The 14,048-nt window shown below is 73.0% G+C and carries 14 protein-coding genes and 2 pseudogenes; 12 read left to right on the forward strand and 4 right to left on the reverse strand.

The window, feature by feature from the left end:
• The 6 genes from ABT160_RS23710 (at window position 1) to ABT160_RS23735 (ending at window position 4,375) form a co-directional block, all read left to right on the forward strand.
• The gene (locus ABT160_RS23710) at window positions 1-846 is read left to right on the forward strand and encodes a helix-turn-helix domain-containing protein (protein WP_351649759.1); all 846 of its coding nucleotides are present in this window, start codon (window positions 1-3) and stop codon (window positions 844-846) included.
• A 166-nt stretch (window positions 847-1,012) separates the two neighbouring features.
• On the forward strand, window positions 1,013-1,264 hold the full coding sequence (locus ABT160_RS23715; protein WP_351649760.1) for a hypothetical protein: 252 nt from the start codon (window positions 1,013-1,015) through the stop codon (window positions 1,262-1,264).
• A gap of 531 nt (window positions 1,265-1,795) precedes the next feature.
• Window positions 1,796-1,945, forward strand: coding sequence for a hypothetical protein (locus tag ABT160_RS23720; protein ID WP_351649761.1), 150 nt, complete (start codon window positions 1,796-1,798; stop codon window positions 1,943-1,945).
• Between the two features lie 2 nt (window positions 1,946-1,947).
• Window positions 1,948-3,123, forward strand: coding sequence for a methyltransferase domain-containing protein (locus ABT160_RS23725; RefSeq protein ID WP_351649762.1), 1,176 nt, complete (start codon window positions 1,948-1,950; stop codon window positions 3,121-3,123).
• Window positions 3,124-3,217: 94 nt separating this feature from the next.
• Window positions 3,218-4,138, forward strand: coding sequence for a hypothetical protein (locus ABT160_RS23730; protein WP_351649763.1), 921 nt, complete (start codon window positions 3,218-3,220; stop codon window positions 4,136-4,138).
• 45 nt (window positions 4,139-4,183) lie between these two features.
• Complete coding sequence (locus tag ABT160_RS23735) at window positions 4,184-4,375, forward strand: hypothetical protein (protein ID WP_351649764.1); 192 nt, start codon at window positions 4,184-4,186, stop codon at window positions 4,373-4,375.
• 74 nt (window positions 4,376-4,449) lie between these two features.
• On the opposite strand, the pseudogene ABT160_RS23740 reads toward ABT160_RS23735, so the two are convergent.
• Window positions 4,450-4,617, reverse strand: a pseudogene (locus ABT160_RS23740) (type II toxin-antitoxin system PemK/MazF family toxin); the annotation flags it as partial.
• A gap of 70 nt (window positions 4,618-4,687) precedes the next feature.
• On the opposite strand from ABT160_RS23740, the gene ABT160_RS23745 reads away from it, so the two are divergent.
• Complete coding sequence (locus tag ABT160_RS23745) at window positions 4,688-5,740, forward strand: glycosyl hydrolase family 18 protein (RefSeq protein WP_351649765.1); 1,053 nt, start codon at window positions 4,688-4,690, stop codon at window positions 5,738-5,740.
• A gap of 307 nt (window positions 5,741-6,047) precedes the next feature.
• Here ABT160_RS23745 and ABT160_RS23750 read toward each other — a convergent pair whose 3' ends face one another.
• Together ABT160_RS23750 and ABT160_RS23755 are read right to left on the reverse strand one after the other, a co-directional pair.
• On the reverse strand, window positions 6,048-6,746 hold the full coding sequence (locus ABT160_RS23750; RefSeq protein ID WP_351649766.1) for an alpha/beta fold hydrolase: 699 nt from the start codon (window positions 6,744-6,746) through the stop codon (window positions 6,048-6,050).
• An 82-nt stretch (window positions 6,747-6,828) separates the two neighbouring features.
• On the reverse strand, window positions 6,829-7,986 hold the full coding sequence (locus ABT160_RS23755) for an MFS transporter (RefSeq protein WP_351649767.1): 1,158 nt from the start codon (window positions 7,984-7,986) through the stop codon (window positions 6,829-6,831).
• Between the two features lie 290 nt (window positions 7,987-8,276).
• Between ABT160_RS23755 and ABT160_RS23760 the strand changes: the two genes are divergently transcribed.
• The 3 genes from ABT160_RS23760 to ABT160_RS23770 all read left to right on the forward strand — a co-directional run bounded on the left by ABT160_RS23760 (window position 8,277) and on the right by ABT160_RS23770 (window position 11,330).
• Complete coding sequence (locus ABT160_RS23760) at window positions 8,277-9,299, forward strand: LacI family DNA-binding transcriptional regulator (protein WP_351649768.1); 1,023 nt, start codon at window positions 8,277-8,279, stop codon at window positions 9,297-9,299.
• Window positions 9,300-9,416: 117 nt separating this feature from the next.
• Entirely contained in the window at window positions 9,417-9,692 is a 276-nt protein-coding gene (locus ABT160_RS23765) for a hypothetical protein (protein ID WP_351649769.1), read from the forward strand.
• A 201-nt stretch (window positions 9,693-9,893) separates the two neighbouring features.
• Window positions 9,894-11,330, forward strand: a complete 1,437-nt coding sequence (locus tag ABT160_RS23770; RefSeq protein ID WP_351649770.1) for a benzaldehyde dehydrogenase — start codon at window positions 9,894-9,896, stop codon at window positions 11,328-11,330.
• 9 nt (window positions 11,331-11,339) lie between these two features.
• Here the strand turns inward: ABT160_RS23770 and trxA are convergent, their stop codons facing one another.
• Complete coding sequence (gene trxA / locus ABT160_RS23775) at window positions 11,340-11,738, reverse strand: thioredoxin (RefSeq protein ID WP_351649771.1); 399 nt, start codon at window positions 11,736-11,738, stop codon at window positions 11,340-11,342.
• A gap of 127 nt (window positions 11,739-11,865) precedes the next feature.
• Between trxA and ABT160_RS23780 the strand changes: the two genes are divergently transcribed.
• The gene (locus ABT160_RS23780) at window positions 11,866-13,296 is read left to right on the forward strand and encodes a dihydrolipoyl dehydrogenase family protein (RefSeq protein ID WP_351649772.1); all 1,431 of its coding nucleotides are present in this window, start codon (window positions 11,866-11,868) and stop codon (window positions 13,294-13,296) included.
• Window positions 13,297-13,377: 81 nt separating this feature from the next.
• A pseudogene (locus ABT160_RS23785) lies at window positions 13,378-13,980 on the forward strand (hypothetical protein); the annotation flags it as partial.
• Between the last annotated feature and the right edge of the window lie 68 nt (window positions 13,981-14,048).

A 14,048-nucleotide genomic window follows, 5' to 3' on the forward strand; every position in this document is an offset into this window, starting at 1 on the left:
ATGGCTGTCTCACCATCCTCGAATGCCCAGCAGGCCCGGCAGGCTCTCGCGAAGCGACTCGCAGATCTCTGCCGGGATGCTGGGCTCAACGGCCAAGACATGGCCGACCGTTGCGGCTGGCACCGCTCCAAGTCGTCACGGATCATGAATGGCCGGACGCCGCCGTCGGCCGACGACATCCGGGCGTGGTGCCGGGCGTGCGGCGCAGAGGACCAGACAGAGGACCTGGTGGCCTCCCTGCGGGCCGCTGACGGCATGTGGGTGGACTGGCGTCGGATGGAGCGCACCGGCCTGCGACGCGCCCAGGAGGCGGTGTTGCCGCTGTTCGAGCGGACCCGCTGGTTTCGCTCGTACTCGCCCAGCTTCGTACCGGGCCTGCTTCAGACGCGCGACTACACCGGAGCTGTGCTGCGGGCGACGCAGCGACGGCGAGTCCTGATCGATGACGTGGACGAAGCGGTCGCCGTCCGCATGGCCCGGCAGCAAATCCTTCACCAGGGCGGGCGCTTCGCGTTCCTCGCCGAGGAGTCCGTACTGCGCAACGGCCTCGGCGGTAGGGAAGTGCAGCGCGAGCAACTGGAGCACCTGCTAGCGGCTGGCGCGCTGCCCAGCGTGAGCCTCGGCATCGTGCCCACACGAACCGACCGGACGCGCATGCCCACTGAGGGGTTCTACATGTTCGACTCCGCGCAGGTGAACGTCGAGATGGTCTCGGGCTACCTCACACTGGTGCAGCCCAGCGAAGTGCGCGCGTACGCCGACACGTTCACGATGCTGGGCGACATGGCCGTCTTCGGGGCCGGGGCCCAAGCATTGATCGGGCGCGCGCTGGACGACCTGCGCTAATTCGCGTGCAACATCGTGCACGCGAAGGGGTTTCGTCGCCTCTCAGTCCCTAGCGTTGTTCCCACGGACGCGACGAAAGGGCGGCGAGGCTATGGGCAGCGTGGGCAGAGCGAGCGACGTGGAACCGGTGCCGCACACGTGCCCTGAGAGCTCGTACGTGGGTCAGGTGCTGCGCGACACCGAGACCCGACGGCTAGGCGTGGTCGTGAAGATCGTCGAGCAGGACTGGGTGATGCTTGCCCGGGATGGCGTCCGGGACTGGCTCGCACACCGAGACGAAGTGCTCTACCCGACGCGCGCAGAGGTGGTGCAGTTCCTCGCGGCGCGGGTACGGGCGGACCGCGACGCGCATAGTCGGCGAGCCAGTCTCTCGTCAGGCTGGCCGAAAGGCCGCCCCACGTGCTTCCCGTGGGCGTGATGCCCGGTGGGTGCTGTTGAGGCACACGCCAATGAGGCTGCACTCCCCGTGTGGTGGACGCCGGGCCCCGCGCCGACCGGGGCCTACCACTGCGCGGCGTGCCGAGTGCTGCGCAGGCAGCGCAGCGCCGCACGGGGGGTGCTCTCCAACGACCCGGAGGACCAGCGGGCATGGGCCGACATGGCGGCGTCGAACGTCGGGCTGGCCGCGCACCCCGATCACACCGCCGACCGCGCAGGGGGCGGGCGAGGCGTGACGCGGTCGCGGTGACTGGCACGGCCGCGCTGGGCCTGGTCGCCCTCGCGGTCGTCGTGGCCCGTGGCTGGGCCGCCTAAGACTCCTGACCCCCGGTAAGGCCCGTACAGGCCCGCCCCTGCTACGGATGGCATGGCGGGCGCGGCGACGGTCCCGTCCCGGCCGGGGGTCAGGTTCCAACTTCCTTTGCCCGAAAGGGTGAGGGGACCTTGGACCCTCCGCCGGCGAAGGCGAAAGTCCCACCGCGGGGGTCGGACCGACAACGGAGGTACCAACATGACGCGGCACACGCTGAGTTCGACGCCGGGCGAGCCGGACGGCAACCCGGACACGCTGCCCGGCCAGCCGTGGGAGCCGGACCCCGGGCCGCCGCCGAGCCCTGACGGCGGACCCCGGTTCGTTGACCGCGCACTGGGGAGCCTGTGAACGTGAGCGAGACGCAGGCGTGGGCCGAACTGCGCGAGTTACTGCGCGAACAAGGCTCACTGTCGGAGGACTGGGCGCAGGCGTTCACCGACGTTCCCCGGTCGCCGTTCCTGCCTGACCTGATCTGGCCGTACGACATGGCAACCGGCGACGCGACGCCCGTCCGATGGTCGGAGGACCCGGAGACGTGGGCGAAGTACGCCAACGCCAACGGCCCGATCGTGACGCAGTGGGACGACGGCGACCACGACGGCGACACCCCGGGGTGGTCGTCGTCCAGCTCGGCATCGATGCCCAGCGTGGTGTTCTCGATGCTTCGGGACCTGGACTTGAGGCCCGGTCAGAACGTGTTGGAGATCGGCACGGGGACGGGTTGGAGCGCTGCTCTGATGACGCAGCGCGTCGGCTGCGACCGGGTGACGACGATCGAGGTTGACGACCAGGTCGCCGACCGGGCCAAGACGGCGCTCCTCCAGTTCGGGACGCCCGTCAACGTGATCGCTGGCGACGGGGCACAGGGGTATCCCGAAGGGGCCCCGTACGACCGGGTGATCGCCACTTGCGGGCTCCGGACGATCCCGTACGCGTGGGTGGAGCAGTGCGCCACTGGCGGGGTGATCGTCGCCCCGTGGGGGACGCACTTCACCAACGGGGACGCCGTGGCGCGGCTGGTCGTCGCCGACGACGGCAAGAGCGCGTCCGGCTGGTTCACGGGGGCGGTGGAGTTCATGAAGCTGCGCGCGCAACGCCGCCCGCCTCTGGTGCACGGGGACTACACCCGGAACGGCGGCCTGGACGCTGCCGAGAAATCGACGACCACGTTGACCGAGGGGGAGTTCCTGGCCCCCCGGTTCAGCGCGCAGACGTTCGCCCTCGGGCTTGCCGTGCCCCACTGTGTGCGCGTCGTCGCCGACAAGCGCAACGGTGCGCAACCCGTGTGGCTGTACGAACTGGGCGGCGAGTCGTGGGCGTGCGTGATGTTCGACGAGGACAGTGACGCCCGGGTGTGGCAGTTCGGGCCCCGTCGGTTGTGGGACGAGTCGGAGGCCGCCTACCGCTGGTGGGACGCGCAGGGGCGTCCGGGGTTCGACCGGTTCGGCTTGACCGTGGACAGTGACGGCGAGCGGGCTTGGCTGGACGCGCCAGACGGACCGGTTCCCACACACATGGCCGCTTGATACGTTCCGAACCTGCCCCGACCTGCGCTCACCCCCGTGCGCGGGTCGGGGCTCTCGTATGCTCTGGCCAAGAGCACTGGGAGGGCGGGCAGACATGCGGCGGGTTCCGAAGGCGTGGGACGCACGGGTAACGGACGTCATCGGTCTGTACAGCGGTCACACGCTCCTGCGGTCGGAGATCCAATCTCCCGAGACCTATCGCGGACGACTCGTCGACGTGGAGCTGAACCGTGACCAGCTGGCGAGCCTTATCGAGGCGTTGCAGACGCGCTTGACCGTGCTCGACGAGGAAGCGGCCCGCGCGGGGACCGTCCCGGAGCCGGACGCGGACGCGGCGGCCGAGACTCTGTTCCCTGTCGACGACCAGGAGTCCGTGTCGCTGATCCGCGAGAGAAGCGGCGAGTGGTTCTGGGCAAAGATCTTGAGCGATGCCGCGATGCGGCCGACGCAGCAGGTGACGGGGCACGGTAAGGCCCTGGCCAAGATGCACGCGTCCCGGCTGCTGTTCCGGCTCGACCTGGCAGGGGAGCCACGACCGTTCTACTTCCTGTCGCCGAACGGGCGCGAACAGGCAGAGGTGCAGCTCAAGAGGCAGGGGCTCACGCCGCCGGAGTATGTCCCGGTGCCGGGCGTCCCGTCGCCGTTCTTCCCGCCGCTCCCCGACGAGGAGGAGGCCCCTGCGCCGGTCGCTGCCAGCGAGCCGACCCCGGCCCCGCAACCGACTCCCCGGCGCGCACCGGATGACGGCCCCGCCATGTGGCTTGAGTGGTGCTTCCGCGCGGGCGCTGAAGAGGCGTGGGGCGACGCAGAGGTGTCCGGCCCCCAGGAGGCCCGGGAGGTGCTCTACGAGGCGCTCACGGAGCATCTGGTGCCCACGGAGGTCGACGCTCGTACCGACTTGTGGCCCCCTCTCGGGGCATGGGTGGTGACCACTGCGGCCCGTCACGTGAAGCGGGGGAAGGCGTGCGACTACACGTCGCCGCTGATCTCTGTCCGGGCTGACGCCGTCCTTTAGGCACCCCGTATTCACGGGGGAATTCCGGCCATCTACTATTCGATCATGGCTTTTCATCTAACTGAGCGTCAGGCCGTTTACGCGGCGGCGAAGTGCCAGGCTTACGGCACGAAATGCATTGCCATGCCGGTGGGGGATGTCGGGGGGCCGTGGGCGGTCTACCGGGACGCGGACCGGGCGGTCGACATGACGGCCGAGGCGGTCGACCTGGTGGCGTCGGCGTACGCGTTCAGCTAGGCCATGGGGCGTCGGCCCGGCCCTGAGGGAGTAAGTGCAGGTCAGCCGTAGGTATCACCTGTATCGTGGACTCACGTCCACACGATCTCGCCCGGGTCCGGGTCGCCGTCGCGGCAGGGGGCGTACGAGGTGTGCACCGGGCCCACCTCGCGGGGCTCGGCCTCGGTTGTCGCCGTCGGCCCCGAGCTGCCCGGCAGCTCGTCCTCGTACCCGTGGCCCGCGTGCGTCTGGTAGGTCGTCATCGGCCCACCGTAGGACCTGGACGGCCCACTCCGCAGAGCGGCACGGCCGATCGGGCGCCACCCTCGGAACATGATCAAGACGATCCGCACGCGCGTCGCCCTGACCGCCCTGGCCGCCCTCGCGGCGGCCGCGCTCCCGCTGCCCGCCGCCGCCGACTTCGGCCCCGCCGCCCCGGTGGGACCCCGCACCACCTCCGCCTGGCTGCCCTACTGGGACCAGGACAACGCCTACCGCGACGCCCTGCGCCACGCCGACCAGCTGCACACCGTCAGCCCGTTCTGGTACCAGGCCGTCTCGGCCGACCGGATCGACGCCCACCCGGGAGCGGGGGAGCGGCGCGTCGTGGACGGCCTGCACCAGGCCGGGATCAAGGTGGTGCCCACCGTCATGGAGTCCATGGCCCCCGGCTCCCTCGCCGCGATCGTCACCAGCCCCGCGCTGCGGGCGCGGCACGCCGCCGCGCTGCTGCGCCTCGCCTCCACCCGGGGCTACGACGGACTCGACCTGGACTACGAGTCGATCGCCCCCACCGGGGACGCCGACTACCGCGCGGTGCGCGCCGGTTACGCGGCCCTGGTCACCGACGTGTGCGCCCGGCTGCACCGGATCCGCCGCAGCTGCGTCATCACCGTCTCCCCGCAGACCGCCGCCACCGGCCGGGTCTGGGACTACCCCGCGCTGGCCCGCGCCGCCGACCGGCTGCGGATCATGGCGTACAACCTCCACTGGGCGGGCGGCGAACCCGGCCCGCTGGCGAGCACCGCCTGGTACGAGGAGGTCCTGTCCCGCGCCACCGCGCTGGTGCCGCGCGAGCGCCTCGAACTGGCGCTGCCCGCCTACGGCTGGGACTGGGGCAAGGGGACGAAGACCCGCCACGTGACGTGGAAGGAGGCCGAGGCGCTGCGCACCGCCCGCAAGGCGCCCTACCGGCTCGACCCGGTCTCCGGCACGCCGCACTTCACCTACCGCGAGGGGAAGGTGCGGCGCGAGGTCTGGTACCAGGACGCCCGCGGCACCGCCGAGCACCTCAAGGTGCTGCGCCGCCACGGAGTGGCCAACACCTCGCTGTGGGCCCTCGGCTTCGAGGACCCGAAGCTGTGGGACGTACTGAAGAAGGGCTGACACGACGTCAGTGAGCGTGATGCGTACGTCTCGACGTCGCGAGCGCGGTGCGTCCGTGGACCGGCGGCTCGGCGCGTACGCGGATCGGGCCGGGCGAGTGGCGGCTCGCCCGGCCCGTGGTCGCCGCTCGCGGAGCACCCTCATACTCCGGAGGGCTCCCGGGCCCGGCCGCCGGCGCGGGAGAGGCGTGCGAAGTGCCGGCGTCCGGACGGGCGGGGGAGGGATCTCCGGGGCCCGGCCGCGAGAGGGGGTCAGGTCCTCTCCGCGGCCGGGCCCCGAAGGGTCTCGGGAACGGCCTGGCGGTCCGTCAGACCCAGCCGTCCAGCGACGCCATGAAGCCGTCGAAGTCGTCGCGGTGGATGGTGTGCCCCGCGCCCTTGACCGTACGGACCTCGAAGCCGCGCCGCTCGAGCTCCGCCGCGATGTCCGGCGTGATCAGGAAGCTCGGGTCGGCGATCTGCACCAGCGAGGGCACCACGGGCGCCGCCGGGAGCAGGTCCCCGCCGCCCGCGTCCGCCAGGCCGAGCGCCGAGCGCTCGTCCCAGGCACTGAGGGTCTTCAGCTCGATCTCGACGTCCTCCTGCTCCCAGCGCGGGTTGAGCCCCTCGATCTGCTCCCGGGTCGCCTTCTTGAACTCCACGAACATCTGCGGGTCGAAGCCGCTGTCCAGCGCCCCCAGGTTCCACGCGGGGTCGGAGTAGACGGCGCGCCCGGGCGCCAGGCGCTCGGCCGCCAGCGACAGCGTCAGGCCGCCCAGCGAGTGGCCTATGGCCAGGTCGGCGCCGGTGGGCAGGGTCTCGACGACGTCGTCGGCGAACTCGGCCGGGGTGTAGGAGTCGGTGTGCGCGCTGGCGCCGTGGCCGCGCAGGTCGACGCCGATGACGCGGTAGCCCTTGGCGGCGAGCGCGGGGCCGACCCGGCGCCAGGTGCGGTGGTCGGCCATCGCGCCGTGGATGAGGAGGGCGAGGCGGTCTCCGTCGCCCCAGGTGTGGGTGTTCAGTCGCACGGTGGTGCCTTTCGCTGCGGTGGTGCGGACGGGGGTGTGGCAGTGGTCGGGTGCGGGCCCGCGGGCCCGGCCGGCGCGGTCGTCAGCGGACGGTGCGGATCGGCTTCACCGACAGGGCGCCGAGGACCGACAGGGCGGCGCCGACGAAGAACAGCGCGGTGTAGCCGCCGCTCGCCTTGACCACCATGCCCGCCACGAAGGGGGCGACGATCTGCGGGCCCGCGTTGGCGATGTTCAGTACGCCCATGTCGCGGGCGGCGTCCTCCGAGCGCGGCAGCACCATGGTGACCAGGGCGGTGTCGACGGCCATGTAGCAGCCGAAGCCGAGGCCGTTCAGGGCGGCGAAGACCAGCATGGCCGTCCAGCTGGTGGAGAGGGCCGGGAAGATCATCGCGCAGGCCGCGAACATCGCCGAGACGGCGACGAAGAGCTTGCGGCGGTCGTACTTGTCGGAGAGCCAGCCGCCCAGGACGGTGGAGATGACCGAGCCCGCCGAGTTCACCAGGGTCAGGATCGCCACGCCCGTCTCCGGCTTGAGGCCGGCGGGCAGGTCGGTGTGGTCCTGGAGGATGTACAGCTGGTAGCTGAGGACCGCGAAGTAGCCCAGGACCAGCAGGGCGCGCCCGAAGAAGGCCCATCTGAAGTCGTGGTTGCCCAGGGCGCTGGTGAACGCGGCGAGCTGCTTGCGCAGCGGCAGCGGCGCCTTGGCGGGCATCCGCTCCTCGCGGGCGAAGGTGGTGAAGACCAGCGCGGCTCCCGCGACCAGCGCGCCGAAGATCAGGTAGCCGGTGCGGTAGCTGTCGGAGAACGCGGCGCCGATCAGGGCGCCCGCGGTGGAGCCGAGCGGTATGCCCAGGCCCACGGCGGCCGAGGCCTTGCCGCGCTGCTCGACCGGGATGCGGTCGGGGACGACCGAGGTCAGGGCGGCCTGGTAGACGTTCATCGCGGCCTGCGTGAGGCACCAGCCGATGGTGACCAGCAGGATCGAGTTGACGCTGCCCAGCAGGGCCACGGTGAACAGGGCCGCGATGCCGCCGCCCAGGATCCACGGGTTGCGGCGCCCGGAGCGGTCGGAGAGGGCGCCCGCGACCGGGTTGAAGACGGTCGCGAAGATCGACGAGATGCCGGCGACCAGCGCCAGGTTGTCGACCTTGTTCGCGGGGTCGATGTGCTCGATCTGGAGCGCGAGGAGCACGCCGCCGGTGCCGAGGTACAGCGTGAACATCGCGAAGTTCCCCATGAGGAGCAGGGGAAGCAGGCCCCGAGTGGGGCGGGGGGCCGGGACGGAGGCGGATCCGGACGTTCCGGTGCCGGTTCCGGGGGAGGAAAGGGCCACGCTGCCCTCCAGGGCATGAGGGGTCGCCGCTGACGGCTCCACGACGGTGTGAAGGAACGGTCATGACACGTGGGTGTCGCTGACCTGACATCTAGCTGACACGTGTAAATGACTCGTGTAAACACTGTGTAGCACTCGATTCAGGCCATCCGCCAGACCCCGGAACGGATTGGTCTGGAAAGATGCGGAGAGCGATGAGCCAGACACCGAAGCAGTCAGCCGAACGTCCCGTCCCGACGAGCGCCGACGTGGCCCGCCTCGCGGGTGTCTCCCGCGCCACGGTCAGTTACGTACTGAACAACACCCAGGCCGTACGGATCAGCGAGCCCACCCGGCAGCGCGTCCGGGAGGCGGCCGAGGAGCTCGGCTACGTCCCGCACGCCGCCGCCCGCAGCCTGCGCGCGGGGCACAGCCGCATGGTCCTGCTGCCCAGCGCCCACGTCCCGGTGGGCCCGCTCTACAGCGCCTTCTTCAACGAGCTCCAGTGGGCGCTGCGCCGACTGGACTACACGGTCGTCCAGTACGGCAGCCTCGGCCTCAGCGGCGACCAGGCCGCCCGCGCCTGGGCCGAGCTGCGCCCGGTCGCGGTGGTCTCCGTCGGCAGCTTCGGGCTCACCCCGCAGGGCGTGGAGGTCCTCAAGCGCTCCGGCGCCCGGGCCGTGATCACCCTGGGCCCGGACCACGTCGAGGGCGCCCACGCCCTGGTCCAGGACCAGCGCGAGGTCGGCGTGGTGGCCGGCACCCACCTGGTGGAGCGCGGCCACCGGCGCATCGGCGTGGTGCTGCCCGCCGAGCCGGGCCTGGGCATGTTCGCCGACCCGCGCCTGGAGGGCGTGCGCCTCGTCGCGGACGGGGCGGGCGCCGAGGTGGTGCCGCTGGAGCTGGCCTACACGGAGGAGTCCGCCGCCGCCCTCGCCGGGCGCTGGCGCGGGCTCGGCCTGGACGCGGTGTTCGCGTACAACGACGAGTACGCGATGCTCCTGATGCGGGCGCTCCAGGACGAGGGCGTCGACGTGCCCGGCGAGACCGCGGTGATGGGCGCCGACGACCTCCTGCTGGCCCGGCTGCTGCGGCCGAGGCTCAGCTCGGTGCGCATCGACATGGAGGCCGGGACCGTGCTCGCGGAGCTGATCGACCGGCTGGTGCGCGACGCGGACGGCGAGCTGGAGCGCCACGACCTGATGAGCGCCGTGGCGGTGGTGCGCGAGTCGACGTGAGCGCGGGGCGGCGGGTCCGGGGCGGGTGGGGTCGTTCCCGAGCCGACCGGGCCGGCTTCGGGGTCGGACGGGCCGTTTGACGTGCACGGCGGGCCCGGCGGATCTAGCGTCGCTTCCATGAACACAGCGAGCAACGCACCGCAGCGCTTCGAGGTCCTGCTGGTCCCCGAGCACGTCAAGGACCGCGGCGACGCGTCCGTCGCGGACAGCGCCGTCCGCTCCGGGGTGGTCAGCGCCACCGGGGAGACGGGCGCCTCCGGCTACCCGCGCTACACCGGCGAGGGCCTGGAGGCGGACATCGACCCGGCCACCCGCACCGTCGAGGCGCTCCTGGTGGATGGCGCCGAACTGGACTACGGGCTCACCGCCCTGGTGACCGACGTCCGCGCCTGACGGTCCGGCAACTCTCCTTTCCCGGTAGGCAGTTGGCTCACCGGGGTGCGGCGGCGGCGCGGGCGCGTGGTTACCATGGTCCGCGTTCGGCCGGGCGATCATGCGTTCGGGCGGCGCGCCGGGGCTCCGGCGCGCCCCGACTCGCCCCGCACCCAAGGGACTTCGCCCTCCCGCAGGGCGAGTGAGCGACTGGAGAGCCCCATGCCCCTGCTCGACCCCAAGACGTGGCAGCCCGTCAGGCTCACCGGGGGTGGGGCGGACGTCGTCGAGCCCGCCACCGGCGAGGCGCTCGGCCGCATCGCGCTCGCGGGCGCCGACGACGTCGGCGCCGCCTGCGGGGCCGCCGCCCGGGCGTGGGGCGGGTGGGCGGCCACCCCGTACGTCGCGCGGGCGGCCGTGCTGCGCCGGGCCGGCGACCTGTTCGCCGAGCACGCCGACGAGCTGCGCGAGTGGCTGGTGCGGGAGTCAGGATCGGTGCCGGGCAAGGCGGACTTCGAGCTGCACGTGGCGGCCCAGGAGTGCTACGAGGCGGCGGCCCTGGCCTCCCGCCCGCAGGGCCAGGTGCTCCCCAGCGAGGCGCCCCGGCTCTCCTACACCCGGCGCGTCCCGGTCGGCGTGACCGGGGTGATCGCCCCCTTCAACGCGCCGCTGATCCTCTCCATCCGCTCGGTGGCCCCCGCCCTCGCGCTCGGCAACGCGGTCGTGCTCAAGCCCGACCCGCGCACCGCCGTCTGCGGCGGCCTGGCCCTGGCCGCGGTGTTCGCCGAGGCGGGGCTGCCCGAGGGGCTGCTCCAGGTGCTGCCCGGCGGGGCCGACACCGGCCGGGCGCTCGTCGCCGACCCGCGCGTGCCGGTCGTCTCCTTCACCGGATCCACCGCCGCGGGCCGGGCGGTCGGGGAACTGGCGGGCCGTCACCTCAAGCGCGTACACCTGGAGTTGGGCGGCAACTCGGCGCTCGTGGTGCTCGAGGACGCCGACGTGGAAGCGGCCGTGGCGCAGGCGACCTGGGGCTCGTTCTTCCACCAGGGCCAGATCTGCATGACCACCGGGCGCCACCTGGTGCACGCCTCGCTCTACGACGCCTACGTCGAACTCCTCGCCCAGCGGGCGGACTCACTGGCCGTCGGCGACCCGCACCGCGAGCGGGTCCACCTCGGCCCGCTCATCGACCACGGCCAACTGGCCAAGGTCCACGGCCTCGTGGAGGCCAGCACCGCGCAGGGCGCCAAGCTCGCCGCGGGCGGCACCCACCGCGGCCTCTGCTACCGGCCGACGGTCCTGGCCCAGGCCGACGACCGCACCCCGGCCTACGCGGAGGAGGTCTTCGGACCGGTCGCCCCGGTCCGGTCCTTCCACACGGCCGAGGAGGCGGTGGCGCTCGCCTCGGCCGGTCCGTACGGCCTCTCGCTCGGCATCGTGACCCGCGACGCCGCGCTGGGCCTGGAGCTCGCCGACCGGATCCCGACCGGCATCGCCCACGTCAACGACCAGACGGTCAACGACGAGGCGGTGGCGCCCTTCGGCGGGGTCGCGGCGTCCGGCACCGGCGCGCGGTTCGGCGGGGAGGCCAATCTGGAGGCCTTCACCGACCTGCGCTGGACGACGGTACGCCGCGAACCCGCCGGGCACCCCTTCTAGAGGTGCGGCTCAGGCCCCGGCCTGCGCCTCGCCGTCGCCCTCGGCCTTCGCCTGGGCCTCGGCGACCGACTTGCGCACCTCGTCCATGTCCAGGCCGCGCGCCTGTCCGATGACGTCCTCAAGGACCGGCTCGGGCAGCGCGCCGGGCTGGGCGAAGACCGCCACGTTGTCCCGGACGATCATCAGCGTCGGGATGGAGCGGATGTCGAAGGCCGCCGCGAGCTCCTGCTGCGCCTCGGTGTCCACCTTGGCGAAGACCAGGTCGGGGTGGCGCTCGGAGGCGCTCTCGTAGACGGGGGCGAACTGACGGCACGGACCGCACCAGGACGCCCAGAAGTCGATCAGGACGAAGTCGTTGTCGGTCACGACCTGATCGAAGTTCTCCTTGGTCAGCTCGACTGTGCTCATTCTGGGTCCCTCTCGCGGGTCGTCTTACCGGCTCGCCCCGCACAACCGCGCGCGGGGACGTCCTATTCCGTTCGTCCCCCGCCTGCCCGTGTGGCCCCGGCCCACACGTACCACCAGACTGTCACCCATGACACAGCAGGCGGAGTACGACGTGGTGGTGCTGGGCGCGGGCCCGGTCGGGGAGAACGTGGCGGACCGGGTGCGGGCCGCGGGCCTGAGCGCGGCCGTGGTGGAGGGCGAACTGGTCGGCGGCGAGTGCTCGTACTGGGCGTGCATGCCCAGCAAGGCGCTGCTGCGCCCGGCGATCGCCCGCGCCGACGCCCGCCGGGTGCCCGGGCTGCGGCAGCTCGTCGGCGGCGACCTCGACGCGGCGGCCGTCCTGGCCCACCGCGACGACTACGCCTCCCACTGGAAGGACGACGGCCAGGTCGGCTGGCTGGAGTCGATCGGCGCCGACCTGGTCCGCGGCCACGGCCGCCTCACCGGCACCCGCACCGTCACGGTCACCGGGCCCGGCGGCGAGGAGCGGGTCCTCACCGCGCGGCACGCCGTCGCCGTGTGCACCGGCAGCCGCGCCGTGCTGCCCGACCTGCCGGGCCTGGCCGACGCACGGCCGTGGACCAGCCGCGAGGCCACCAGCGCCCCGGCCGTCCCCGGCCGCCTGGTCGTGGTCGGCGGCGGCGTGGTCGGCGTGGAGATGGCGACCGCCTGGCAGGCCCTGGGCTCCCGGGTGACCCTGCTGGTACGCGGCGGGGGCCTGCTGCCCAGGATGGAGCCGTTCGTCGGCGAGCACGTCGCCGAGGCCCTGTCGGAGGCGGGCGCCGACGTCCGTACCGGCGTCTCGGTCACCGCCGTGGAGCGCCCCGGCGGCACCGGCCCCGTCACCGTCGTCCTCGACGGCGGCGAGCGGATCGAGACGGACGAGGTCCTCTTCGCCACCGGGCGCGCCGCCCGCACCGAGGACATCGGCCTGGACTCCGTCGGCCTGGAGCCCGGCGCCTGGCTCACCGTCGACGACAGCTGCCGGGTCGAGGGCAGCGACTGGCTGTACGCCGTCGGCGACGTCAACCACCGGGCCCTGCTCACCCACCAGGGCAAGTACCAGGCGCGCGTCGCGGGCGACGCCATCGCCGCCCGCGCCCAGGGCGCCCCGGCCCTGGACACCGGCCGCTGGGGCGCGCACGCGGCCACCGCCGACCACGACGCCGTCCCGCAGGTCGTCTTCACCGACCCCGAGTGCGCCTCGGTCGGCCTCACCCTCGCCGAGGCGGAGGCCAAGGGCGCGCGGGTGCGGGCGGTCGACCACGACCTGGCCGCGGTCGCGGGCTCCGGCCTGTACGCCGACGGCTACCGGGGCCGCGCCCGCATGGTGGTGGACCTGGACCGCGAGGTGCTGCTCGGGGTCACCTTCGTGGGCCCGGCGGTCGGCGAGATGCTGCACTCGGCGACCATCGCGGTGGCGGGCGAGGTACCGCTGGGCCGCCTGTGGCACGCGGTCCCGTCCTACCCGACGATCAGCGAGGTGTGGCTGCGGCTGCTGGAGGCGTACCGGGGCTGAACCCCGCCCGCCCGGCCGGAACCGGCGTCCGCGCCCGCACGTCGTACCACTGACGGCACGGTGCGACGAGGGGAGTCACGGGTGGGCGCGGGCGTGCGGATCGACGGGGACGTACTGGTACTGGCCGACGGCGTGCGGGTGAGCTTCATCCGCACGCTGCGGCTGCCGGAGCAGGGGACGCATCCGCTCCCGCCCGGCCTGGGGTCCTTCCCGCTGCGGCGGGTGGAGGACCACGCGGACACCGTCCCCGCGTCCTGGCTGGCGCGCGGCGGCGTGCTGCTGCCGATGTACCTGCGCGAGGCGATGTGGCTGCGCTTCCAGTCGCCCGAGCCCGCCGCGCTCCAGGTCGGCGTCGGCAAGGTGTGCGCGGTGTCGGGCAAGCCGTGGAGCGCGCGCCTGGCGCGCGACCCGCAGAACTACGTCGTGCTGCCGCGCCAGCCCTGGCTGGACGGGATCAACTCCGGCACGGGCACGGTGCGCCAGTTCGTCGCCGTGCCGCTCGGCCTGGGCGCCACGGTGGAGGGCCAGGTCACCGGCGAGGAGACCTGGGGCGGGGTGCAGCTCCAGGCGTTCACGCTGGGTCCCGAGCCGCTGCGGGCGTGGCGGCGCGAGCAGGAGCTGCTGCGCGCGGAGGCACTCGCCGCCCGCCGCAGGGCCCCGGGGACGGCGGGGGTTCCTCGCCCGTGATGCGGCGCCAGTCCGGCGGCGTCACCAGGTGGACGAAGACCCGTCCCGCGGGCTCGTCCGCCCAG

The organism is Streptomyces sp. NPDC001941 (genome assembly GCF_040296945.1).
GTDB lineage: Bacteria > Actinomycetota > Actinomycetes > Streptomycetales > Streptomycetaceae > Streptomyces.

Bases quoted from the DNA above. Each gene is read 5' to 3' on its own strand.
- ABT160_RS23780 (WP_351649772.1), top strand. From the start codon at position 11,866: ATGACACAGCAGGCGGAGTACGACGTGGTGGTGCTGGGCGCGGGCCCG.
- ABT160_RS23770 (WP_351649770.1), top strand. From the start codon at position 9,894: ATGCCCCTGCTCGACCCCAAGACGTGGCAGCCCGTCAGGCTCACCGGG.
- ABT160_RS23745 (WP_351649765.1), top strand. From the start codon at position 4,688: ATGATCAAGACGATCCGCACGCGCGTCGCCCTGACCGCCCTGGCCGCC.
- trxA (WP_351649771.1), bottom strand. From the start codon at position 11,738: ATGAGCACAGTCGAGCTGACCAAGGAGAACTTCGATCAGGTCGTGACC.
- ABT160_RS23765 (WP_351649769.1), top strand. From the start codon at position 9,417: ATGAACACAGCGAGCAACGCACCGCAGCGCTTCGAGGTCCTGCTGGTC.
- ABT160_RS23760 (WP_351649768.1), top strand. From the start codon at position 8,277: ATGAGCCAGACACCGAAGCAGTCAGCCGAACGTCCCGTCCCGACGAGC.
- ABT160_RS23735 (WP_351649764.1), top strand. From the start codon at position 4,184: ATGGCTTTTCATCTAACTGAGCGTCAGGCCGTTTACGCGGCGGCGAAG.
- ABT160_RS23730 (WP_351649763.1), top strand. From the start codon at position 3,218: ATGCGGCGGGTTCCGAAGGCGTGGGACGCACGGGTAACGGACGTCATC.
- ABT160_RS23720 (WP_351649761.1), top strand. From the start codon at position 1,796: ATGACGCGGCACACGCTGAGTTCGACGCCGGGCGAGCCGGACGGCAAC.
- ABT160_RS23710 (WP_351649759.1), top strand. From the start codon at position 1: ATGGCTGTCTCACCATCCTCGAATGCCCAGCAGGCCCGGCAGGCTCTC.
- ABT160_RS23755 (WP_351649767.1), bottom strand. From the start codon at position 7,986: ATGGGGAACTTCGCGATGTTCACGCTGTACCTCGGCACCGGCGGCGTG.